The sequence below is a fragment of the Armatimonadota bacterium genome, assembly GCA_028871815.1.
Lineage (GTDB): Bacteria > Armatimonadota > Chthonomonadetes > Chthonomonadales > Chthonomonadaceae > REEB205.
Genome location: JAGWMJ010000004.1, coordinates 215,436 through 238,928, shown reverse-complemented (window position 1 = coordinate 238,928; position 23,493 = coordinate 215,436). Strand labels below are relative to the sequence as shown.

At 62.1% G+C, this 23,493-nt stretch carries 16 protein-coding genes; 6 read left to right on the top strand and 10 right to left on the bottom strand.

Going from position 1 to position 23,493, the window contains the following annotated elements:
* Nucleotides 1-20 precede the first annotated feature (20 nt).
* The 5 genes from KGJ62_07000 (at nucleotide 21) to KGJ62_06980 (ending at nucleotide 8,249) form a co-directional block, all read left to right on the top strand.
* Entirely contained in the window at nucleotides 21-824 is an 804-nt protein-coding gene (locus KGJ62_07000; GenBank protein ID MDE2126319.1) for a polysaccharide deacetylase family protein, read from the top strand.
* 183 nt (nucleotides 825-1,007) lie between these two features.
* On the top strand, nucleotides 1,008-1,613 hold the full coding sequence (locus tag KGJ62_06995) for a sigma-70 family RNA polymerase sigma factor (protein ID MDE2126318.1): 606 nt from the start codon (nucleotides 1,008-1,010) through the stop codon (nucleotides 1,611-1,613).
* On the top strand, nucleotides 1,610-2,437 hold the full coding sequence (locus KGJ62_06990) for a zf-HC2 domain-containing protein (protein ID MDE2126317.1): 828 nt from the start codon (nucleotides 1,610-1,612) through the stop codon (nucleotides 2,435-2,437). The genes KGJ62_06995 and KGJ62_06990 overlap by 4 nt, the downstream gene beginning before the upstream one ends.
* On the top strand, nucleotides 2,431-3,828 hold the full coding sequence (locus KGJ62_06985; protein MDE2126316.1) for a trypsin-like peptidase domain-containing protein: 1,398 nt from the start codon (nucleotides 2,431-2,433) through the stop codon (nucleotides 3,826-3,828). The genes KGJ62_06990 and KGJ62_06985 overlap by 7 nt, the downstream gene beginning before the upstream one ends.
* 131 nt (nucleotides 3,829-3,959) lie before the next feature.
* Complete coding sequence (locus KGJ62_06980; protein MDE2126315.1) at nucleotides 3,960-8,249, top strand: hypothetical protein; 4,290 nt, start codon at nucleotides 3,960-3,962, stop codon at nucleotides 8,247-8,249.
* Between the two features lie 23 nt (nucleotides 8,250-8,272).
* Here the strand turns inward: KGJ62_06980 and modB are convergent, their stop codons facing one another.
* The 10 genes from modB to ruvB all read right to left on the bottom strand — a co-directional run bounded on the left by modB (nucleotide 8,273) and on the right by ruvB (nucleotide 21,358).
* On the bottom strand, nucleotides 8,273-8,965 hold the full coding sequence (gene modB / locus KGJ62_06975) for a molybdate ABC transporter permease subunit (protein ID MDE2126314.1): 693 nt from the start codon (nucleotides 8,963-8,965) through the stop codon (nucleotides 8,273-8,275).
* Nucleotide 8,966: 1 nt separating this feature from the next.
* The gene (gene modA / locus KGJ62_06970; protein ID MDE2126313.1) at nucleotides 8,967-9,719 is read right to left on the bottom strand and encodes a molybdate ABC transporter substrate-binding protein; all 753 of its coding nucleotides are present in this window, start codon (nucleotides 9,717-9,719) and stop codon (nucleotides 8,967-8,969) included.
* Between the two features lie 5 nt (nucleotides 9,720-9,724).
* The gene (locus KGJ62_06965) at nucleotides 9,725-10,927 is read right to left on the bottom strand and encodes a tetratricopeptide repeat protein (GenBank protein ID MDE2126312.1); all 1,203 of its coding nucleotides are present in this window, start codon (nucleotides 10,925-10,927) and stop codon (nucleotides 9,725-9,727) included.
* Between the two features lie 153 nt (nucleotides 10,928-11,080).
* Nucleotides 11,081-11,302, bottom strand: coding sequence for a hypothetical protein (locus KGJ62_06960; protein MDE2126311.1), 222 nt, complete (start codon nucleotides 11,300-11,302; stop codon nucleotides 11,081-11,083).
* A 24-nt stretch (nucleotides 11,303-11,326) separates the two neighbouring features.
* A complete protein-coding gene (locus KGJ62_06955) occupies nucleotides 11,327-12,163 on the bottom strand; it encodes a prepilin-type N-terminal cleavage/methylation domain-containing protein (protein ID MDE2126310.1) in 837 nt (278 codons plus the stop codon).
* Nucleotides 12,164-12,456: 293 nt separating this feature from the next.
* Entirely contained in the window at nucleotides 12,457-13,668 is a 1,212-nt protein-coding gene (gene odhB, locus KGJ62_06950; GenBank protein MDE2126309.1) for a 2-oxoglutarate dehydrogenase complex dihydrolipoyllysine-residue succinyltransferase, read from the bottom strand.
* A 71-nt stretch (nucleotides 13,669-13,739) separates the two neighbouring features.
* Nucleotides 13,740-16,592 (bottom strand): 2-oxoglutarate dehydrogenase E1 component, encoded by a 2,853-nt coding sequence (locus KGJ62_06945; GenBank protein ID MDE2126308.1) that lies wholly within the window; start codon nucleotides 16,590-16,592, stop codon nucleotides 13,740-13,742.
* A 132-nt stretch (nucleotides 16,593-16,724) separates the two neighbouring features.
* A complete protein-coding gene (ftsH, locus tag KGJ62_06940) occupies nucleotides 16,725-18,638 on the bottom strand; it encodes an ATP-dependent zinc metalloprotease FtsH (GenBank protein MDE2126307.1) in 1,914 nt (637 codons plus the stop codon).
* Between the two features lie 105 nt (nucleotides 18,639-18,743).
* Nucleotides 18,744-20,237 carry a tRNA lysidine(34) synthetase TilS gene (tilS, locus tag KGJ62_06935; GenBank protein MDE2126306.1) on the bottom strand — a complete coding sequence of 498 codons (1,494 nt, stop codon included), beginning with the start codon at nucleotides 20,235-20,237 and terminating at the stop codon, nucleotides 18,744-18,746.
* An 8-nt stretch (nucleotides 20,238-20,245) separates the two neighbouring features.
* The gene (gene ruvB / locus KGJ62_06930; protein MDE2126305.1) at nucleotides 20,246-21,358 is read right to left on the bottom strand and encodes a Holliday junction branch migration DNA helicase RuvB; all 1,113 of its coding nucleotides are present in this window, start codon (nucleotides 21,356-21,358) and stop codon (nucleotides 20,246-20,248) included.
* 1 nt (nucleotide 21,359) lies between these two features.
* Between ruvB and KGJ62_06925 the strand changes: the two genes are divergently transcribed.
* A complete protein-coding gene (locus tag KGJ62_06925; protein MDE2126304.1) occupies nucleotides 21,360-23,480 on the top strand; it encodes a hypothetical protein in 2,121 nt (706 codons plus the stop codon).
* Nucleotides 23,481-23,493 lie beyond the last annotated feature (13 nt).

Here is a 23,493-nt window from a genome sequence, read left to right as displayed (position 1 = left end):
CGAGTAAACACGCACGGGGGTTGGAACGGATTGCCGGTTCCGTTTGCCTGATGCTGGCCGTCGTGGCATCCGGCTGTCACTCGCGTCCACACGTAGCGGCCGCAGGGATGCGGCCGGATTTCCTCAACCCAAACAAGGTACAGCCGCTTACTTCTGCGGTCATTCCCGCAGCCCTTCCAAAGGTTTTCAACGGCCGTCAGCGCGGCGACGAAGTTGCGGTATCGTTTGACGCCGGCAGCGATGACAGTGGCGTTTCGGCGATTCTCTCTCAGCTGCAACAGCATGGCTACCACGCTACGTTTTTCCTCACCGGCGTCTTCTGCAAGAAGTACCCCGCCGCATGCCGCGAGATTGCGGAGGCAGGAATGGAGATCGGCAGCCATTCATATTCACACCCGCACTTTACGAAACTTACGGACGCGCAGGTGCTGCAGCAGTTGACCGAGGCGTCCAGCGCTATCCGGCGCGCTACGGGCGCCAAACCGTCGCCTCTGTTCCGGTTCCCGTACGGCGACTGCGACAAGCGGACGCTGAAGCTGGTGGCAAAAGCCGGCTACCAGCCAATTGGCTGGGCACTCGATTCGCTGGACGCCTTCCAGCAGCGCAAAACACCGGCGTTCATTGCAAATCGCTTCCGGGCGAAACTGCGTGCCGGCGACATTACGCTGATGCACGTTGCATGCCCCGAGTCAGGGCATGCCCTTGGCGCGATCTTTGACTGGATGGGCCAGCACCACTGGCGGCAGGTAACGGTCGGCCAGTTGCTCCGCGACCACAGGTTTCCGAACAAACACTCGCAAAACTCACGCGTATCGGCAGTATAATGGCGCCACCATGGCAAAATGCCTCGCTGGTCTAGCTGCTGCCCTAGCCTCCTTTGCGTTGCCACCTGCCTGCGACACGGATTGTGCTGAATTCGACACGCTCCACGCTAACGGCTCGTCTATACTTTACGCGATACCGATCCGCCGCGCCATCGTCTAATGTACAAGACGGGGGGCGCTTTTGTGACGACACTCGCGGTTCAAGAGGTACGCGTGCGGATAGCCGACGATCAACTCGTTGTACGTTGCCGCGCCGGCGATACCGAGGCATTCTCGCAAGTCTACGCCCAGTATGGAGCGCAGGTGTTCCGGCATGCCTGGTACCTGTTGAATGATCGCGACGATGCCGACGACGCTCGCCAGGAGACTTTCATACGCGCATTTCGCGCGTTTCCCCGGTTCCGAAATGATTGCAGCCTGCTAACGTGGCTGTTGACGATTTGCAGCAACGTCTGCCGTGATCGAGCCAAAATCCGGGAGCGACGAGCTGAGGTCCTGTACGATCCGGTTGATCCCCCAGAGTATGTCCGCACTGTTGAAGGGGGAGTTGACCCATTCGATGCCACGGTAAGCGCGGACGATGCGGACCTTCTCATGCGCATCGTTAAGAATATGCCGCACGATGCCCGTAATCTGATTGTAATGCACGAACTGGAAGGAATGAGCTGCAGCGAAATCGGTTCGATACTTGGTATTTCGGCCGCCAGCGCCAAACTGAGGATTTTTCGGGCACGCAAACGGCTGAGGGAGCGGCTGGAATCGGTCTACCGCACGGGTGACGCACAATGATCCATCTTCGCACGCAACGGTGTCGGCACTTTGCACCGCAGTTGTGGGACTATGCAACCGGCGAGCTGCACGGCGCAAGCAAAGTACGCCTGGAGGAGCATCTGGTCGGCTGCGCACGCTGCCGCCAAGAGCTAGCCTTGGAACAGCGGCTCACGGCAACGTTTGCCGCCGCCCGCTCGCGGCCATTGCCAACCTGCGCCGGTAACTTCGCCGCCATTCTTCCTCACCTACAGCCGGCAGCGAGGGGCCATTCGCGCCGTACCATTCTCCTCACCGGCGCCGGCAGCCTTTGCGGTGCATTGGCCGTCGCACTTCTGTTGGTTGTTCGATCACAAGCACCACAGTTGGCATCTACGCACAATTTCGGAGGAACGAGATTCGCCACGGTTGCACCGAACTCAGCCGGCTCGTCGGCGGTCGTACCTGTGCGGAGCCATCCTAAGGTTGTAATTGCCGCTGACACACATCGACAGCCACGCGCCGTGGTGCACCCGCCGATACGGCTTGCCATGTTACCCACGCGTCATCACGTTTCGGTACAGAATGCCGTCTTTCACCCGCGGTCAACTGTAGGTGCCACTGCCAAAAAGGCGCTGCGCAGCCGCCTCTCGCCCGGCAACAACAGCCAGATGGAGCTTGCGTCACTCGACGGCGCCGGCCAGCAAGAGCCCAGGTCGCGGTTTGAGTACGTAATGGCGCCTGTCTCGATGTCTGCAGAGCAGCAGCCGCAGCGCCACTATGTGATCGGCGGCTATGGCGCCGGTAACGTAACTCCAACCACGGCGTCATGGTCGCCGGAATCGGGAGATTCCACCGCATGGTAAGTTGCCGTGCAGCGCGCATTTGCGCTATCTGCTCCATATTGGTTGCGCTTTGTCCGGCGGCGGGCGCTCAATCACTGCTAAGTCAACTCGGCGCCGATGTCGCGCAGATCGTAACGCGCTGCCGGCCATCGGTGGTTACCGTGTACGATGACCGACCCATCACCATGATAGCGCTGGAGCGAGCGCGGCCAATTCAACCAGGAGTCGCTCCTGCCCAGCCCGCCGGCGCCACACAGCCGGCCGCACCAAGACCACCGGGTCCGGCGCGCCGGCCGGCGCTGCCGGCACCGCCAAAATCGGGTACGGGGTTTTGCATCGGCGATGGCTATGTGCTTACCTCGGCCGATGTTTTGGAGGGCATGACGAATCCCGTAATCGTCACCGACCAGGGCGTGCGCGTGAAGGCGCGGACTCTTGGTATCGACTCGGTGCTTAATGTCGGCTTGCTCCAGCTGCAGGGCAAGGTCAACCTTCCGGCGCTGCGGCTCGGCGACTCCAGCACCCTTGCCGTCGGTAACTTCACCATCTCTATTGGAAACCAGAACGGCGAACACAACTCGGCCTCGCTGAACCTGGTAGGCGGCATTCGCAACAATGGCGCATTCTCCGGCGGGCACTTCTATCCAGCATTGATTCAGGTGGCAGGTACCATAGGGGCCGGGACAAGCGGCGCGCCGCTACTGGATGCCGATGGTGATGTAGTGGGAATTGTAGTTGCAGTTCCCGGTGACCACTACTTCCCACAGAACCTTTTTGCCGGTCTGGGACCTCGACCCGGCGCCACCGGCGGAAGGGACGAGTCACGGGCGAGAAGTGGCCGCACCGGCGGTGCTGTTCCACCGAGACCCGGTCCACCGGCCGGTGCAGGCGGCGACCGCGATACGTCCACAACCGTGACCGTGCGGCCCTTGCCCGGAACGCCGGGTGCGCCACCGCAGAACGGCGTGTTCAGCTTCTTTGCCCTGCCCGTCAGCAGCGCAGGATTTGCGGTGCCGATCAACAGCCTCAAGGGCACCATCGCCGACCTGCGGAGCGGCAAACCCATCAAGAGGGGATGGATCGGCGTGATTCCCCGTGAACAGGCAAAAGAGGATTGGCACAACGGCGTGCTCGATGCTGCTCGACGCGTTCTGGTAATCGGTGTCTTCCCAGGTTCGCCAGCGTATACGAGCGGCATTGAGCCGGGTGATGCGTTCGTCTCGATCAACGGCGTCATAATCACCACGTCGAGCCAGGTGCGCGCGCTGTCTGTTTCGCTGCGACCCGGCGCCGAAGTACCGGCGACCGTATTACGTGCCGGTCGAAACGTATCGATGACGCTGCGGATCACCGAACGGCCGCGACGTTTGGTTCATCGGCCCGTGTTCCAGCCGTATCCCTTCCAGCCATAATCGCGGGTTACAGTTCTCGCCTCCGGCATTGACGCGGTCCGCCTTCACGCGACCAGGGCAGCAATGCGGCCTAACTGCGCTCTGGGCCGGGTACCATCCCTCCATCCGCCCGGCTTCGCTGTGGAGACGCAATGTACCGACCTTGTTCGGCCCCGCTCTTCGCCACGCTTGCACTTTCAACGCTTGCCTCCGCCGCCTCTGCGCATCCGAATCACCGGCGCATCGTGCAGTGTGCCGATGTCCATATCACCACCGCGAGCGATGACAGGAGCTGGTCAATTGCCTCACCCGAATACACACTCGCTTACCACGCAACAGGCGGCGGAATAACGCTCTCCGGCCTCTACAGCCGATTCGATGGTCAGCCTGTGCTAATGGCCCGGGGAGACGGGATGCCGATCTTCCGCGTCCGGTTCCGGCATGGGCCCGGGCAAGTCCCAGCCGCTACCCTGTGGCGTCAAGCTGTGCCTTCGAACGACACAGCCGATCCCGGCTCAGCCGTCGGGCCGATCCGGGTGCGTCGCGGCGACGCCATCGGCTTCGCTGTAGGACCGCACGGTGACTATCGCGGCGACCAGATGCAGTGGATCACTTCGGTGCAATACCGAAACGGGCAGACGTTCAGTTCGCAGGGCGCGTCACTGAACCAGGGGCCAATCTGGCGGTATTGCGTTTGGATGCCCACATCGTCGCGCCTCATACCACTGGACAGCGTGGAGTACCAGGCGAACGCTCGTGAACGCGTGCGTATCGCCGCGCAAGCCAGTGGGTTGCGATCTCCGGGCGATGTGCCACATGTAGGCGCGACGATGATGCATCCCGGCGCCGGGATGGACGCTGTTCGCCTATGGACGGCGCCAAGAGATGGTGTTGTGACCGTCCACGGCATCGCGCGCCATTTGCGTGGCTATCACGTGGTGGATATCGCGGTACTACTCATCAAGTCCCGTCCGCGCGCCCGCAAACCTTCACAAAGCGTTTGGAAGGTGACAGGCTCGCAGGCGCTCCTCGTGAGCGCCGGAGGGCGTCCCGCGGCAGAGCTGCGTATATTCCTGGATCACTATCCGGTTAAAGCGGTCTTCCACACTCTTGCCTTTCCGCATACTGCCGTCGTGCGGACGTGGCTCACGCTGATCAACGGGTCGCCAATGATGACTCCCGTACGGTTGGTTCGCCCGTTTCAATCCGCGCTCGCGATTGGGCAAGCCAGGTGGCGTCAATACTGGCTGCATGGCGGCACCAACGGCGCCGGGCAAGGTGATCTGGCCAGCAAAGGGCTTAGCCGCGCTACGTCCTGGACGATTCAATCCGAAATGGGGCGTGAGTATTGGCCGTGGTTGGCTGCAATTCGTGAGGGGCATCACCCCGACGGTCTGTTCATGGCGCTGGACTACATCGGCTCCTGGCGGTTCGCGCTGCAACCGTCCCGCTTGGGTGGCCCAATACTGCGAAGTGAAGTCACCGATCCCGGCCCGTTGAATCTGCTTCCGCACATTCAATTCAACCTTCCAGTCACCACATTCGGCCTTTTCCATCAAAGCCTGGACGACATGAGTCGCCGGTTGTACGACTGGCAATACCAGTACTTATGGGGCTATTCACAGGCCGACAAAGTAGATCGAATGGAGTGGGACACAGCCTGGTACAACGACGCGCGTAACCTCCAGGAGAACTTTACAGGCCGCCTCGGCCAGCTCGATATGGATTTCCCGGACATGATGCGAACGGTGGGAATGGAAACCCTGTGGGACGACGCCGGCTGGAGCGAGAATCCAGACATCTGGTCGCCGAGCCGGGAAGGACCCGACTTCAGCCTGACGCAGCGCTACTTGCGCAAGATGGGCATGAACTGGGCGTTATGGTTTTGCCACCTACCCACGCCGGGGTTGATGGCCTCCAAAGTCGGCGCATGGGGTGACTTTCAGTGGCGTACCGATGGTCTGCCGGCATTCAACCTCCGGACCGACGCCATGTTCCGCGCGTGGATCACCGCGTTCCGTCTGCGGTTCCCAGGCAGCTCTTTTCAGACGTGCAATGGTGGCGGCAGCTTTGGCCACACCTTCAGCACTCAGGAGTATGCCGATGTGAACATGTTCTCCGATCCCGGCGAAGGAGCACAGACCAACACGTGGCTCTCGTACCTTGAAACTCCCGACAAGTGGATGGATTTGATGCCGTCTTTCAAAACCGGCGGTCGGTACGATCCGGATACGGGGCGCCAGCTACTTACGATGACACCATGCTGGGACCTGTATGCCTCTGTGGCCGATCAGGAGCAGCTGAGGCAGATCGCGGAGATTTACCACTATCTTCTTGCCACGGGTGTAGCGGGACGCTGGTCGTATGCACTGCGACCAAAAGTTAAAGGCGATAACGAATCGGATGTGTTCGAGCGCATCAACTATGGCGCCACCCGCGCGTGCATCATTCTGAAGAACCGACCATCCGGCGCCGTCACGATCCGTCCGGCGGGCCTGGTGCCCGGAATGAGGTATCGCGTCGGATTCGCCTCCACTCGCAAAACGACCATCCGCACCGGCAGATCGTTGATGCAATCCGGCATCGTACTGCTGCACACGCCACCCGGCGAGCTGATCTACCTCAACCTGCCGAACCGCCCGGGCAGCGGCCTTGATCACACCCGGCCGAGCGCTCCCGGGCGAGCATATTGCCGACAGGAGACGAACATCGGTCACAGCGGTGTGGGGATCTACTGGTCGGCAGGAACAGACAATAACTGGGTAAGTCGGTATGAGGTAAGCCGCAACCATGTTGTGATCGGCTCGGTGAGCACCGGCCTCTACTTCTTCGACCACTCCGCCACCGCACGGGCGCGGGCAGACTATGCAGTGCGAACCGTCGACGGTGATGGAAATCGAAGCGATTGGGTCACTGCGCTGCGTCTCGATGGGGAACCGGTGCAGGCTTGTGCCCTTGGCGGCTTTTTCAGCCGCCAGGGGAGAAGCGGCTGGTCTGCCGCCACGCAGTCTGCAAATGGCGAGTTTACGAAAATGAGTTGGATTGCGCCGGCGGCAAGCCCAGCCGGTGACGCGAACGGAACGCCAAACCAGCCGGGGGGCGCCGAGGGGTACTGGCAAGGCTCTGGTGGCGCGCGAGTTGGAAGGGGCTGGCAGCGCGCCGGCGATGCGGACGCTTGCTGCCGAGGATGGACCGCATCGCGCGGCGGCAGAGTGTCGGTGGTTGGGCGGGTAATGAAGGAGTATTACCGCCGGAATACGGGCGATACGCTGCGCGTACGCATAAGCCTGAACGAGCGCCAGGTTTGGCCAGCGACGGGATGGGCGCGGATCCGCAACAATGACCTGCAGGGCGTGACCCACCGGCTGGAACTGAAGGTAGTCGCCGGGGACACGATCTGGTTCACGCTGGACCACTCACAGAATCCGCACGGCTGCGTAATCGCGTGGATGCCGCGAATTGTCTACCGCCGGCGCGCCGCCATCGACGGCAGGCCGCGCGCGATTCGCGTTTGGTGCGGTTCGCGGCGCTCGGTAATCGACAGCAGCGGAAACCGTTGGTCGGCCGATCGCTGGTTTCGCGGCGGCCACAGATTGGCCCGCCAGCCCGCGGCGCGATTCGCTATGCCGTCACTACCCGCCACGCCTGCACTTTACGAGCGCGGGCGATCCGGCAGTGACTTTCGATATTCCATTCCCGTAGGGGATGGCATCTACTCGGTTCGGCTGCTGTTTGCAGAGCCGAGACTGCGATGGTCGTTTCAACGACCGTTTGACGTGTCAATCAATGGTGAGCAGCGCCTGCGGAACTTCGACATATGCCAGGCCGCGCACGGCCGGCATATCGCGGTCAGTCGCGTGTTTCGGTATGTGGTTCCGAATCGTAACGGCCGGATCGACATTGGCTTTCATACCGGATGGGACCCTCTGCAGGTATCACACGAAGCAACCGTCCAGGGGATCGAGATCCTGCCGGAATTCCGGCCGGCCGTCCTGCTCGATGCCGGCGCCACCAAACCTTACGTCGATTGGGATGGTGACATCTGGCGACCGGCGCAGGCTCCCCCTGGTGCGCACACAATCCGAACCGTGCGAGCGGTGACGCAGGCGTCGCCAACACTCTACGATCAAGGCCTGTACCAGACCGGCATCGCCGGCCGACTGCTAACTTTTCGGGTGCCGCTGCCAGCCGGCCTCTACACGGTTCATTTGAAGTTCGCGGAGTTATGGAACCACACGCCGGGTCGCAGGCCGATGGACATCCGAATTAACAACGAAACGATATGGCGGCATTGGGATCCCGGATCCGCGGCGGGGCAAACGGGAATGGCATGCGACCTGCGGACGACGGGTGTGGAACCAGACGCGCAGGGCAACATCGTCATCCAGGTGAAGGCCGACAGCCGGTGCAGCGCAGTGCTGCAGGCGCTCGAGATTCGGTGACGGCGGGTGGTTACCACCTGCTTCTACAGCGATCGATGCTCCCGGCGCTGCAGCACACTGGAAGTGGCGCCAAGCCATCCGGCAGCGCCGGCCACCACAAACGCAACTGCCGTCAATAGAAGGACCAATCCGAGCGCCGATCCGCCAGACGTACCATAGTAGGCGTCGTACACGGCGAGCGGCATCGTGCGCGTTACGCCCGGAATATCGCCGGCTACCATCAGTGTCGCGCCAAAATCTCCCAGCGCCCGGGCAAACGCCAGGACAATACCCGCCGTAATGCCGCGGCGCGCCAGCGGCAGCGCCACGAACCATACGGCCTGCAATTCATTCGCTCCAAGTTGCTGCGCTGCACTCAATAGGTCCGGGTCAATCGATGCAAATGCGGCCCGCGCGGTCAGCAGCAGCAGTGGGCAACTGACGGCGGCGGCCGCTACGGCAGCTCCCTGCCACGTAAATACCAGGCTATGCCCAAGTACCGTGTGGATCGCGATGCCGAGCGGGCTCCTTGGCCCCAGCGCAACAAGGAGGTAGTACCCCAGCACCGTGGGTGGCAGCACCAGTGGCATTAGCAGAAGCCCGTCGAAGAGCGGGCGGAGCACGACGCGTCTGCGCGCGGACAGCCAGGCGAGCGGCAGACCAACGCTAATGGAGATCGCGGTGGCTGCGGCCGACACCTTCAGACTGAGAAACAGGGCGGCGCCATCCACCGTCAGGTTATCGCTTCAGCCCATGTGCAGCCAGAATGGCAGTGCCCTGCCGACTCATAAGCACCTTCACCCACTGCAGGGCCGCCGGCGACCGATCGCCGTATTTGGTAACGCACATTTTCTGGGCGATCGGGCGGTACTGCGCTGCGGGCACGACCATGGCTGGCGGCTTACGATTGATGGTAAGCGTAAGACTGGTGAACGCCGCGTCGGAGTTGCCGGTAGAAACCTGCTGAAGCGCCTCGATGACGTTCCCAGCATACACCACACGCGACTTCACCTGGGGCCAGATGCCCGCAGTGTGCAGCGCCTGCACCGCGGCCGCACCGTAGGGCGCCACAGCGGGATTGGCAACCGATATATGCTGGTAGCGAGCATTGGCAAGATCGCGCACTGTACGCACATCAGGGAGACCCGTGCGTGATACCAGCACGAGCGTGCCGTGTGAATACACGGCTGCCGAGGCCGCATCGCCCTGTCCGGAGTGGATCAGCTTGTCGACAAACGAGCTGTCGGCCGACAGGAATACGCCGTATGGCGCGCCACCGGCAATCTGCTGCTCCAGGACGCCGCTGGCACCGGGCACTACCACCGTGGGAATGCCGGTTTGGGCGGTAAAGGCGGTCCCAATATCCCTCGCAGCACCGGCTGCATCCGCCGCAACAGCGATCCGCAGCGGTTGCTTGCCCGTAGCCGTAGAATGGCAGCCAGCCAGGACAGCGAGCGCCAGACAAGGGCAAATGCACGCCGTTGCCTTCAAAGACTTCAATCTCCTTTGTTCGTCTCAACCGGTGGGAGGCGGTTGAGTGATCTCGAAAGCGATATCGCGGCGCCAAGATGTGGGGCAATCGCCAAAGCATCGGCACATGCGGCCCTGGCTGCCGTGATGTCGCGCTGTCGATCACAGACCTGTGCCAGCCGCAGCCAGAGCGACGCGTCGCGCGGCTGTGCGTTTACCAGACCCGTGAGTGTCACGCGCTGATTGTGAAGCGCCAGGAGAGACTCGTGGAGCTGTGCCTCCTTCGCGGAAGCGGCGCGATCGCCAAGCTGCAGATCGACGCGCGCGAGTTGGTAATGTACGATAAGGCTCTGCGGCGCCGCTGCCTCGGCCCGATCCAGCTGGGTGCGCGCATCCGCCGGCCGGCCATTCAACGCCAGGCTCTGGCCGAGGGCAAGCCATACGCGGGGGTCCGCAGGCATGATCGCTTCCGCGCTCTGGAGCACGCTCAATGACTGTTGGACCTGCTGCGTGCCACCGGCCGTCAACAGAGCTCTGCCCAGGCCTAGAAGCGCAACTCCTTCCCGAGGTCTGAGCCGAACAGCCCTTGTGTAGAACGGGATGCTATCCGGAACGAGATTCTCTTCGAACAGCAGATCGCCCATCGCCTGCTGCAGCCGCCAATCGTCAGGATGCGCCTTTATGGCCGCAGTCAAGATGCTTTGAGACTCCTCGTACGCGTGCTCCTTGTTCAGGTCCTCTGCGGCCAGAAGCGCGGCATCCGAAAGAGCGGGATCGAGACGGTACGCGCGCACGGCCTCTGCCGCAGCGGCCGAAGTGAGGTTGTTGCGGTGGTACAGCCGGGCCAGCGCCAGGTGACCGCGACTGCTGCGCCCGTGCCTAGTGAGGTACAGCATTAGAATTGCGGTCGCATCGCGCGTTCCGGTTACTTGCGCCGTAGCGCTGGACCAGCCAAGCCAGCTTTCCTCGTCGTTTGGGTCGATGGTGGCGGCATGCTGGAATGATCTAGCCGCCGCGGCCGCATCGCCCTCGGCGCGCTGTTTGATGCCGAGGTACCGATAGACTGCCGCATCGTAAGGCTGCTGCGCCGCCGCTCGCTGGAGCTGGCTCAGGGAGGCGTGTTTCAGGAACTGCCGCTCACGCCACGAAGCAGAAGCCACCCACACAGCCAGCATGACCGAGCCGAGCGCGGCGATGGCAACGGCCGATGTGATACGGTTACGGCGCAATCTGTCGCCGCCGGGCGCAACGGAAGATACGGGCATGAATCGAGCACAAATACAGATGAGGGTCCCTGCCGGTAAGTGCATGATGCCTGGTGTATCGGCAAGGACCCTGCTAACGTTTGACTGCGGCCGGTCTGGCCTGATCGAGCTCCGGCTTTAGTTGCCGCCCATGGCCTTTCCAGAGCCACTTGCGGCCCCACCGGCCGGGTGGGCCTTCATGTAGTCAAGCTTTGGGGAATGACCGATGTTCATCGTAGGCCCAACCTGATGCCCAGTCGTGCTGCTGTGCACCTGCCAGGCAATCGCTACGATTGCGAGCAATATCAGCACAACAGCACAGCCGAGCATCCCTCTATCCTTCTGGCTTGCTTTGCCCATTGTACTACTTCCTTGCGCCGCGCGTCAGTCTGTGTGGTATTGCGCGTCGTAGTGGATCAGGTTAGGTGCAAGACCGTTCCACAAACAGCCAGGCGTGGGACATGTGGTGTTCATGACGCGCGTGTGATTCATGGATTTCGCGTGACCGTCCATGAAACCCATGTTAGTCTGGCCATTGTGGGCGCCGATGGAGAAGTGCCACTGGTAGCCATCACCGCAGTAGTTGCCGATGCTCAGGAAGCCCGGCCACGCTGGGAACGTTGCGATATCGGCGTTGTTGTCGCGATAGTTGGCGATGAAGCGCGAGTAGTTATTGGGTTCCCACCACTCAAACTGGATGATGGTATCGGAGGGCGCGCCGATGCCGGCATCGGTCAGGGAATCGACACCCTCGTCACCAGCAAACACGCCGTAGTCGCGCGTTGGGTCCGCGGGATTGTAATACGTGTAGCCGTAGCTGATGTCGTAGCCGACGCCAACCCCCGGAGCGCCATCACAATCGTCACGGAGCACACTGTCGCTGGGACACGCCCATACGCTCGATTTGCGCTCCGGCCCCCACGTAACACCAGCCTTGATGTAGGGCTCCAGCTCGTTCTCCATGCCGATGCCTTCATCGTCCGTGTTGATGTTGCCGTCCCAGTTGATCGGGCCGACCTGGAGGCGCGGAAGCATCTCGTCGTAGTCTTGATCGTACTGGATAATCGCCAGCAGAATCTGCTTGGTGTTGCTGAGGCAAGCCGTCTGGCGCGCCTTCTCGCGTGCTTGCGCGAACACCGGAAAGAGGATTGCTGCCAGTATGGCGATAATGGCGATGACAACTAGAAGTTCAATCAGCGTAAAAGCCTTTAGCTTTCGCATCGAGCCATGCTCCTTTCGAGCAGTAGTTAAGATTGTGTGCGGCCGCATCCGCGCCCGAATAGTGCGGAACCTCTCCCGGCAGCCCATATCACCCCGTCAGGCAAGCATATCCTCGCCCGTTGCTCCCAACAGCGTGCAGCACGATGCCATCACGCTGCGGAATCTATCACACCCTCGTGAATTATAGCAGACAGCATCACAACTTGCAAGCTGTATTCGACCAAATCCAGCGGATATCCTGCTCTGTGCTGTCCTATCCTGCGGAAGCAACCGGGCAAGCTGCCTTATTGCGCCTAACCGGCCAGTAACAGCTGTTCCGGGTCCTCCAGGAACTCCTTGACCCGCACAAGAAATCGAACCGCATCACTACCATCTACCAGGCGGTGATCGTATGAGAGCGCCAGATACATCATCGGGCGCGCCACCACCTCGCCGCCACGCACCACCGGCCGTTCCTGAATGGTATGCATACCGAGAATGCCTACCTGGGGCGTATTCAGGATAGGTGTCGAGAGCAGTGAGCCGAACACACCACCGTTCGTAATGGTGAACGTACCGCCCGATATGTCGTCCAGCGTCAGCCGGTTCTCCCGCGCCCGCGCCGCCAGCGCACCGATCTCTCGCTCAATCTGGGCAAAGGTCTTGCGATCGGCATCGCGTACAACGGGCACGACCAACCCGTCGGGCGTCGCCACCGCGATGCCGATGTCGTAGTAGTGCTTCAGCACGATCTCGCCGTCGCGGATCTCGCCATTTACTACGGGAAACTCACGCAGCGCTCCAACACTCGCCCGCGTGAAGAACGACATGAATCCGAGGCCGACGCCCCACTTTTCCAGAAACTGTTCTTTGCGCCGCTTGCGGATATCTATAATCGCCGACATATCCACCTCATTGAAGGTGGTCAGCATCGCTGCCGTATTCTGCGCCTCCTTGAGGCGGACCATGATGGTCTGGCGTCTCCGGGTGATTCGGACGCGCTCTTCGCGGTCCGCCGTCGGGGCCAGGACTGCTAGCGCCGTGGGCGTGGAAGCCACCGGCGCAGCAGGCGGCGCTTGCAGCGCACGTGCTACATCGGCCTTCTGAACTTTGCCGCTTGTGCCCGATCCGGTCATCGCCGCAACATCCAGCCCAGCTCTTTCCGCCATCCGCGCGGCAACCGGCGTTGCCGACGGCCGATGCTCATCGGCATGGCGTGGCTCTTCCGGAACGGGTGGCACGGTCTTCGGTGCCGGTGCTGGCGCAGGTTGTTCGGCGGAAACAGTGGCATCTGAAGCAATGGTTGCCAACAAGTCTCCGGCCTTCACCGAGGCGCCCGTTTGCACAGCGATTTTCTCGATCGTGCCGGCCGAATCGGCAAATGCCTCGAGGTTGACCTTGTCCGTTTCAAGCTCCACGACCGGCTCGCCCACGGTTACCGTGTCGCCGAGCTGCTTCAGCCAGCGCCCTACCGTGGCCTCGGCAACCGATTCGCCCATGGTTGGCACGCGAATATCAACCGACATGGATCGTCAGCTCCTGATCTGCGACATGCAGTGCACGCCAGTTTTGTAGTTCCAGCCACAGCCTGGCCAAACTAACCGGCCCGGGCAATCTCCAACTCTGCCGGCGCCGGCGCGTCAGACGTCGCTTCATCGAGCACCCGCCGCTGCTCTGCATCGTGCCGTGCCTGCGAACCCTCGGCCGGGCTCGCCGATTCGGGACGACCTATGTACGTGAGCGTACCCTGCCAGCCGCTCTCGGCCAGGATACGCGGAGCGATATAGCTCCACGCACCCATATTACGCGGCTCTTCCTGAAGCCATACGAGCTCTATGAGATTTGGGAACGCTGCGATGGCATCGCGAATCTCAGCCCCAGGAAACGGATACAGCTCCTCGATTCGCACGGCCGCGGCTCGCTTCGACTCGATGAAGCGCTTCTCCTGGATCAGTTCGGCGTACACCTTGCCGGTGCAGAGGATCAATCGGCTGATTGAACGTGCCCGGCGCTCGGCCTCGCGGTCGCGTATCACCGGCTGGAAGGCGCCACTAACCAGATCGTCCAGGGAGGTGCCGAGCCTGGCATCCTTCTGCATGGCTGGAGACAGGCGCAGTAGTTTTTTCGGGGCCATAACAATCAGCGGGCGGGGTGCTGTAAGCAGCGACGCCACATGCCGTCGGAGAAGATGAAAGTACTGTCCGGGGGTTGTGCAGTTGACGACGCAGATGTTTCTGTCTGCGGCGAGTTGAAGATACCGCTCCAGACGAGCGCTCGAGTGCTCGGAACCCTGCCCCTCGTATCCATGTGGCAGCAGCAGCACCAATGAGGGTGTCTGCCGCCACTTCGCGCTGCCTGAAACGATAAACTGGTCAATGATCACCTGCGCCGAGTTGGCGAAGTCTCCAAATTGCGCCTCCCACAGTACCAGCACGCCCGGGGCATGCATGCTGTACCCGTACTCAAAGCCCAGACATGCATTCTCGGAGAGCGGGGAGTTATATATAGCGAACGGCGCTTTAGCACTTGGCAGATGCTGAAGCGGCACGTAGCCGTCACCGGTAACGCTATCTCGCAGTACCAGGTGCCGCTGGCTGAAGGTACCTCGCTGGGTGTCCTGCCCCGACATGCGAACTGCCGTACCGTCGGTAAGTACCGCGGCAAACGCCAGGGCTTCGGCATGCGCCCACTGTATGCCGCCGACCGCGTGCAGCAACTCGCGGCGCTTTTGAAGCGCGTTGGCGCCCTGCTCTTCGAGTTTGACGTTACGGTGAAACGACTCCGGGCGCTGTAGCAGCGCATCGTTCCAGCTTTCCAACTCTTCCTTGGTTACGGCACGCGGGCTTACACTCGCCGAGCTGCGGTCGTCGACAGGAATATCGGAGTCTTCCTGGCCGCGCGCTGCGGCGCGAGCGACCTGGAGCCGCGCACGTACGGCCGCCAACTGCGCTTCACCGTCTGCTAACGTGACAATGCCTTCCGACACCAATCGATGCAGCCACAACATCCGGACCGTGGGATGGTTACGAATTGCCTCGTACAGCACCGGTTGTGTAAATGCCGGCTCGTCGCCCTCGTTGTGCCCGTATCGCCGGTAGCCAATCAGATCGATCAGGAAATCCTTGTGGAAGCGTTCGCGATAGGCGAACGCCATGTGAGCCACGGCCGTGCAGGCGGCCGGGTCGTCGGCGTTCACGTGAACGATTGGCACCTCAAATCCCTTGGCAAGGTCCGAAGCGTACAGGGTGGATCGGCCGTCGTCGGGGTCTGTCGTAAAGCCGATCTGATTATTTGCAATGATATGGATCGTGCCGCCGGTGTTGTAACCGAACAGGCGCGAGAGGTTGAGCGTTTCTGCAACGATGCCCTGTCCGGGAAATGCAGCATCGCCATGGACCAGCACGGCAAGCGCGCGGCCGGTCTCCTGGCTCGGCGCCCCTGGCCCCTGGCGGAGGTCCTGCGCCGCGCGGGTGTGGCCCTCTACCACGGGATTGACAAACTCCAGGTGGCTGGGGTTTGGCAGCAGCGTCAGCTGCATCTCGCTCGTGCCGTTTTCATGAAAGGCGCCACGTGCTCCGAGGTGATACTTCACGTCGCCGGACCAACCGGCAGCAGTCTCAGTGGCAGCGTCCTGCGCCTCCTCCACGGCGCCGGCTTCATGAAACTCCGACAGGATCATCTCATACGGCTTGCAGAGAATGTGCGCCAGTACGTTCAAGCGACCGCGATGCGCCATACCGAGGACCCATTCACGAGCACCGGCGGCAGCGGCTTCCTGGAGCAGTTCCGAGAGCATCGGCACCAGCATGTCGGTGCCTTCTACGGAAAATCGCTTGGCGCCGGCATATGTCTGGTGCAGATACTGCTCAAAGGCCTCCACCTCGGTGAGCGATTTGAGCATTTTGCGACTGTCAGCCGCGTCGAAGTCTTTCTGGAATGCGCCACTCTCAGCCGCATCGCGCAGCCAGTAGCGTTCCTCGGCATTTGTAACATGCTCCAGGTCATAGCCAATCGACCCGGAATAGACGCCGCGAAGCCTATCTACCGCTTCGGCCGCGTTCGAGGCGGTTTCGGCAAGCGGACCGCCGACCACGCTCGCGGGCAGATCGTCAAGGTCGCCGACTTCCAGGCCGTTGGCTGCGAAACCAAGTTCTGGAGGAACGGCAGTCTCCGCATCCAGGGGATTTACATGCGCGCCGAGATGCCCTTGTTGACGGATGATGCGTGCGTACCGAGCGGCGGCCGCCACGCGCCGCACAAGTCGCTCGCCGGCCACACCTGCTGGGGCCGGCTCAGAATCGACCGAAGAGGCGGCTGGCAAACCCGGAGCGCCGGCTGCAAAAGCGCGACGCGTCGCTTCGTCGACGGAGTTGGGGTCCTGAAGATAGCGCTCGTAAAGATCAAGGGCCCATGCGGCGTTGGGCCCGCAGAACTGGCTGGATTGGTTCATGAGCAAGCGCGATTACGACAGACCAGGGGCCAGCGTTGGCTCGTCAGGTCTTCGGCACCGCACGAAATCATACCGGCTCCCTGCGCGGGCTGTCAACTGTGCGCCGGCACAGCGCTACGATCTGGCCCGCGGTTACGCCGGCTCTGGGCGCAACTGTGGAGGAAGTCGCGGGAGGTCCGGCTCAACGGTCGTGGTTGTACCCGTCGGCGGCGGTGGTGGTGGCGGCAGGAACATGCCGGACATCACCTGTTCCCCGGTTGCCTCTCCGTTCAGGAGAGCAAGAAACTCTTCCCGCGTCAGCGTCTCTTTGACCATAAGCACGTCGGCGATCTCGTCCATTTTGTCGCGAAACTCCGTGAGGATCGCCACCGCCCGTGTATATCCCTGATCGATAAAGGCGCGGACCTCCTCGTCGATCGCCCGCGCAACCTCCTCACTGTAGTCGCGATCTTCCATGATATCGCGGCCAAGGAACGGGTTACCGTGCCGGCGGCCAAGTCGGAGCGGGCCGAGTCGCTCGCTCATTCCGTATTCACACACCATGGCGCGCGCTATGTTGGTCGCCTGGTCCAGGTCGGCGGAGGCGCCGGTGGTTACATCGCCAAACACCAGCTGTTCGGCAACCCGGCCACCCAGGGAGGCCGTGATGTCGTCCAGCATATCCTGCCGTGTCTCCAGTGTCTCTTCCTTGGGCAGGAACCAGGTCGCGCCACCACTCATGCCGCGCGGAATCACGGTGATCTTGTAAACCGGGTCGGCATTCGGGATCTTCGCGGCAACAATAGCGTGACCAAGCTCGTGGTAAGCGACCACCTTCAGCTTGAGCTTGCTGTTCATCCGTGTCTTGCGCTCCGGTCCCATCAGCACGCGGTCGCGAGCTTCATCGAACTCGGCCATGGATATCTTGCTCTTGTCGCGCCGAGCGGCAAGAATAGCCGCCTCGTTCACCACATTCATAATGTCTGCGCCGGTAAAGCCGGGAGTAAGGCGTGCGAGCGTGTCGACGTTCACATCCGTATCCACCGGTTTACCTCGCAGGTGAACCTCAAAGATTGCCTTTCGGCCCACTACGTCCGGCGCGTCGACCACGATCCGACGATCAAACCGCCCGGGCCGCAGCAAGGCTGGATCGAGCACATCCGGCCGGTTGGTGGCAGCGATCATGATGACGCCAGCATTCGGATCGAATCCGTCCATCTCCACCAATAGCTGGTTGAGTGTCTGTTCGCGCTCGTCATGGCCGCCGCCGAGACCCGCTCCGCGCTGGCGCCCAACGGCGTCAATCTCGTCGATGAAAATGAGGCTGGGCCGATTTGTTTTGGCCGTTTCGAACAGGTCCCGAACTCGGCTAGCGCCTACGCCCACAAACATCTCCACAAAGTCGGAGCCGGAGATGTGAAAGAAAGGAACGCCGGCCTCGCCCGCGACGGCGCGCGCCAGCATGGTCTTACCGCAGCCGGGAGGGCCCAGCAAAAGCACGCCCTTAGGGATCTTTGCGCCCAAATTCTGAAACTTTTTGGCGTTCTTCAGGAACTCAACAATCTCCTCGAGTTCCTGCTTCGCCTCGTCGACGCCTGCGACTTCTCCGAAAGTCACCTTGGGCACCGTTTCGGTGAGGCGCTTGGCGCGGCTCCGGCCAAAGTTAAGCGCCTGGTTGCCGCCGCTCTGGCTCTGCCGCATGAGCAGGATCCAAAAGATCGCGATGAAGATGACAGGCAGCAGGATCATGCTGAACATGCCCTGTAGCCAGTCTGAAAGCAGCGACTGCTTAAACTGAAAGGTGACTGAATTGGCCTGCAGCAAATCGATCAGCTTGCTGCGCGCCTCCGGTGAATCCGGCAGATTCACCTCAAATTGGGCGTGCTCGTCGCCCGGTATTACCTGCTCGGTATTCCGGAACGTTCCGGTCGCCTGGTCCTTTTCAAACGTGATTTGCGCTATCGTCTGAGGCTGAGAATGTATTTTGGTCAGCAGCTCACTATACGTTAACGTTTTGGTCGACGACCCGAAGCCCTTGAATACCCCCGTCTGAAACAGGAGTATCACCAGTACGGCAACCACAATGAGCACGAGCCATCGCGCTCCGCTGTTCGTCGATTTCAATACGTCATCCTCTGCGGCAGCCGGCGGTTTGGCCCGACATGCCGCTCATTATAGCACACGGCTCCTCGTGGGGCCAGTCGTTCGGTTGTTGCCGGGTCGATCGAGGGGTAACCGTACCACCAGGTGCAGGTCACCGGCATCGCCAGGCGCTGACATCGCCGCGGGCTCCTCATGGGCGCCTAACCATATTACGATGGCGCACCGCCCATCGTTCGCGCGCATGACCACCGCTTTGCGCCGCGCTGCGCCCTTCAATCCGGCGCGGGTCAACAGGTCGGCAACCTTGCTCCCACTGCCGCCTGAACTATCGCCTATTCGATCACCACTCCGCCAAAGCTCCACGCTCATCGGCGCCGACGCCCAGGCAGGCACCGGTACCGTAAGGAGCGCGCCATCCGGCAGCGCACTCCCGCCTCGCGGCAGGAGCGTTACGTCCAAGCCGATTGCAGGTACATGTAAGGATCGGCCAATGCCAAGCTCGGCCTGCCACGGCACGTGTTTGAGTGGAGCGCTCACCGGCGTGACACACAGGTGTCCGCGCCGCAGTACGATCATCTGCGATGCGCCATCGCACCAGCTCAGTTCTGCCGCCGGACGCTCGCCGCGTGCAATTGCAAGCGCACGCTGTACGTCAGCAAAGGTCACGTCGTCAAGGTTCCCACGCACCGCGGCGATTGCCCGTCGCACCACGCGTCGCGCAACGGCGTCGGAAAGCCCGGCCAGTCGTTCCGCGGGCAATCCGACACAGCCATCATCCTCTTCGGAGGCCATCGCGGCAAACTCAGAGGTCGCACGTTCCTCCATAGCCGCTTCCTCCGAACCAGCTATGGCGCCAAACCGCGCGATGTTCCCGTCGACAGCATCGCCAAGATGCTCGCGCAGCATCGGGAGCACAGCATGCCGAAGCCAGTTCCTCGTGAACCGGATATCCTGGTTGGACTCGTCTTCACGCCAAGCCAGCTTGGCCTGGATGCAGCACGCAATCGTCATGCGATGGGTTGCAGCGATCAGGGGCCGGATGATCGGAGGATCGAGGGCGCGCATCGCCGCTATACCGCGCAAACCGGATCCCCGAAGCAGGTTTAGCAGCACGGTCTCTACCACATCATCGCGCGTGTGTCCAACGGCAATCAACGCCGCACCGCTGTCGGTGGCAGCGCGGCGTAAAAACCGGTGCCGCGCCAAACGGGCCGCCTCTTCAATGGAGCACCTGGCGCGATGGCGAATCGCATCTACGTCTTCGCGGTTGGAAACCAGCGGAACGCCGAGCCGCCGGCACATCATCTCCGCACAGCTGGCGTCCTCGTGGGCGTTGGCCCGCAGGCCATGGTCCAAATGCGCCGCGGTCAGTAGAAGACCATCCTCTTCGGCAATGCGTGCCAGCACGCATAGGAGCGCCGAAGAGTCAGCGCCACCCGAGACGCCAACCAACAGCCGCTGTCCCGCGGCAACACCGGAGCCGGCAAGGACAACGCGAGCGCCAACGACCAACTCCTCGAACGGGTCTGAACACGCCTGTGGAGCCGAGACCGGCTTAGCCATGCTCCGGCTCAGTTGCTGAACAGCGTACCGGGCTCTACCGGCACAGCCGTGGCGTCCGGGCGCTCACGCCACGGCAGATCCAGGTAGAGGTGTGCTGCCCGCGTCGTGCACCGCCCTCTGCTCGTTCGATTCAAGAATCCAATCTGGAGCAGAAACGGCTCGTAGACATCCTCAATCGTGGCTGACTCCTCGCCGAGCATCGCCGCGAGCGTTTCCAGCCCCACCGGGCCTGCGTCAAACTTGGTGGCGATAGCGCGCAGAAACCGCCGGTCGAAAGCTTCCAGACCCAATTCGTCCACGTCCAGCATCCTCAGTGCCTGGTCGGCTACCGACCGGTTGATCCGGCCATCTGCTCGTGCCTGAGCGTAGTCGCGAACCCGCTTGAGTATCCGGTTCGCCACCCGCGGCGTGCCGCGCGAACGGCACGCAATCTCCGCCGCGCTGTCGTGGTCGATCGGGATGTTCAGGATCGTGGCCGAACGGAGGACGATCGTTTCAAGCTCTTCGGGCTGGTATAGTTCAAACGCCAACTGGATGCCGAAGCGATCCCGCAGTGGTGAAGAGAGTAGGCCAGACCGGGTTGTGGCGCCAATCAGCGTAAAAGCCGGCACATCCAACCGCACGGTACGCGCGGATGGCCCACGTCCGATGACGATATCCAGCTTGAAGTCCTCCATTGCCGGATATAGGATCTCTTCTACGGTTCGGTTCAGGCGGTGGATCTCATCGATGAAGAAAACCGAATCGGGCTCGAGGCTGGTAAGAATCGCTGCAAGGTCCCCGGGTTTCTCAATCGCCGGGCCGGACGTTACGCGAATGCGGGTCTGCATCTCATTGGCCACGATATTGCTCAGCGTTGTCTTGCCGAGTCCGGGCGGCCCATGCAGCAGAATGTGATCCAGCGGCTCCTCACGGCCGCGCGCTGCGTCGATGAAAACTGAAAGATTCTCTTTGACGCGAAGCTGGCCGATCATCTCCCGCAGGCGCCGCGGGCGCAACGACAGATCGGCGAGATCATCGTCGCACGGGGCAGCAGAGACAACCCGCTCGGTATCCTGTGTGTTTTTGCGCAACTTCGGTCCCCGCCGGGTAGAGCGAACCCGCTCCGGTCTTCGGCGCATTATGCCACTGTACACACAATTTGTCTACTATCTGGAGCGGGCCAAGCGCCACCAGCGATGGCGCCGCGCCGCACTCCCGGCTCTGGCCGGAGGGCTGATTCTCCTCCTGGCCGGATGCAGCACAACGGCTCCACTCCATCCTCTTCCGAAGGTGGCCGGAGTGGTGGTGGTTCTGATTCCTGGTTGGTCTTCGACCACGGCCAGCCGGTCACCAGCGTGGGCGAGCCTGATGAAGACGGCTGCGTTTGGCGTTGTAGCCATCAGGACAGCGGATCGCACGCCAACAAGCAGCCCGCAGCGGCTGAACGCCATAGGCATTACTCTGGGCGCCGGATCGCGAGCAGCTGCACCGCCGCACCTGTGGCTGGCCGGCACTGCCCAGGCGGCCAGCACAATACAGCGCATCAACGACCGATTGGACCACCCGGTCGTTGCCGGGCGGCTCGGCGACGAAGTCCGGGCCGCCGGCGGAGTCGTTGAGTCCATCGGCAGCGGAAGCGCCGACGATGGCTGCGAGCCGGGACTGCTGATGGCGATAGACGGCGCTGGAGAGTGCGTCGTGGCGGCGCCGCCGGTTCGTGGCGAAGCCGCCGCTACCTGGCCATTCGGCATCCGCGACGACAGCCATGCGATCCTGGTGTCGCTCAACCACGCTCTTGCGTCCGCGCGCCTTGTTGTTATAACACTCGGAGACCTCTACCGGGCCGATCGCTACGCTGACCGGTGCCTGCCGCGTCAGGCCGCGGCGCAACATGCCGCCGCAGTACGCGCCGTCGATCGCGCGATTGGTCAGATCAACGCCCAGGTGCGGAGCGCCAAGGAGCCGCACGCTTTGATTGTGATCGGCCTGCCGGATCGAGCTGCGCCGGATCCGGCGAGTCGGCTCGGCGTGTGCGCCGTTAGTGCGCCGAACAGCCAGGCCGCGCGACTTGTCTCGGCCTCTACACATCGATCCGGCGTCCTCACGGTGACAGACATAGAACCGGCGCTCGCGGCGATGCTCAACCTGAATCAGGCAAGTCCACTTCGGCTCGCAGCCGCAGGTCGGCACCACGGCCGGCCGACCGCCACTACGGCGTTTTGGGCGAACGTCATAGAGGAATCACGCGCGGCGGACCTCCTCGGTGGCTGGCCGATTCTTCAGGCGGTCCTGCTCCTTACAGCAGCCCTGCTGCCTTCCGGTAGCCGCGTTGCCCGTACTGCACTGCTTATGGTACTTTGGATGCCTTTGAGCTCCATACTGCTTCCCCAGGCAGGTTTCGGAAGCCCGCCCGTCTGCGCGACGCTCTTCGCGGCTGCCACGGTCGCGGCAGCGGTATTCAGCCTCTGTGCAGTCGAGCGCTTTGGGCTCCGCAACACCATCGTGGCGCTGCTTGCGGTGACGACCCTGGTCATCTTCATCGATCTGATTACCGGCGCCCACCTGATGCAGCGCGCCTGGATGAGTTACACGATCACGGAGGGGGCGCGCTTTTACGGGATCGGTAACGAAATGATGGGTACAGCAATCGGCGCAGGGTGCGCACTCATCCAGTTCTGGCGCTTCGAGACTGTAACTCGCCGCACCAATGCGCTCATCCCGGGACTGGCGTACTCCGGCGCGGCAGCGCTTTCGACGGCCATGGCGCTGCCGATAATGGGCGCGAAGGCCGGCGCCGCCCCTACAGGCTGCATTGCGCTATTCGCCTTTTTAGGATCCATGAGATCCGGAAAAGGCGCATGGAAAGGCGCGGCGTTCGGGGCACTCGCGGGCGGGCTACTCCTGGTGGCTGCCGTTAAGCTGGATTCTGCTGCATCCGCCGTCAGCCGCACGCATATTGCGCGGGCGGCCTCGCAGCATTACAGTACGATCATGCGCATCGCCGTGCGGAAGCTCGCGATGGAAGGCTGGCTGGTGCTCCACAGTGTCTGGACGCTGGAGCTCCTGGCAGCCGGCGTCGCCATCTCGCTATTGCGGCGTCGGAGCCATAGAACGGGCTGGTTCCTCCCGTTACCGCTGGCTATCGCCGCTGCGGCCGCCCTCCTGCTTAACGATTCCGGCATCTCGGCAGCCGCGCTGATTCTGGCGTTCGGAGTAGCTCCGGAGTATGTTGCCGCGGCCGCTCTCGTTGAACCTCGCTAGACCTCCAGCAGTC

Coding starts and splice junctions, on each gene's coding strand:
- KGJ62_06925 (MDE2126304.1), top strand. CDS start 21,360: ATGCCACTGTACACACAATTTGTCTACTATCTGGAGCGGGCCAAGCGC.
- KGJ62_06980 (MDE2126315.1), top strand. CDS start 3,960: ATGTACCGACCTTGTTCGGCCCCGCTCTTCGCCACGCTTGCACTTTCA.
- KGJ62_06990 (MDE2126317.1), top strand. CDS start 1,610: ATGATCCATCTTCGCACGCAACGGTGTCGGCACTTTGCACCGCAGTTG.
- tilS (MDE2126306.1), bottom strand. CDS start 20,237: ATGGCTAAGCCGGTCTCGGCTCCACAGGCGTGTTCAGACCCGTTCGAG.
- odhB (MDE2126309.1), bottom strand. CDS start 13,668: ATGTCGGTTGATATTCGCGTGCCAACCATGGGCGAATCGGTTGCCGAG.
- KGJ62_06985 (MDE2126316.1), top strand. CDS start 2,431: ATGGTAAGTTGCCGTGCAGCGCGCATTTGCGCTATCTGCTCCATATTG.
- KGJ62_06960 (MDE2126311.1), bottom strand. CDS start 11,302: ATGGGCAAAGCAAGCCAGAAGGATAGAGGGATGCTCGGCTGTGCTGTT.
- KGJ62_06955 (MDE2126310.1), bottom strand. CDS start 12,163: ATGCGAAAGCTAAAGGCTTTTACGCTGATTGAACTTCTAGTTGTCATC.
- KGJ62_06945 (MDE2126308.1), bottom strand. CDS start 16,592: ATGAACCAATCCAGCCAGTTCTGCGGGCCCAACGCCGCATGGGCCCTT.
- ruvB (MDE2126305.1), bottom strand. CDS start 21,358: ATGCGCCGAAGACCGGAGCGGGTTCGCTCTACCCGGCGGGGACCGAAG.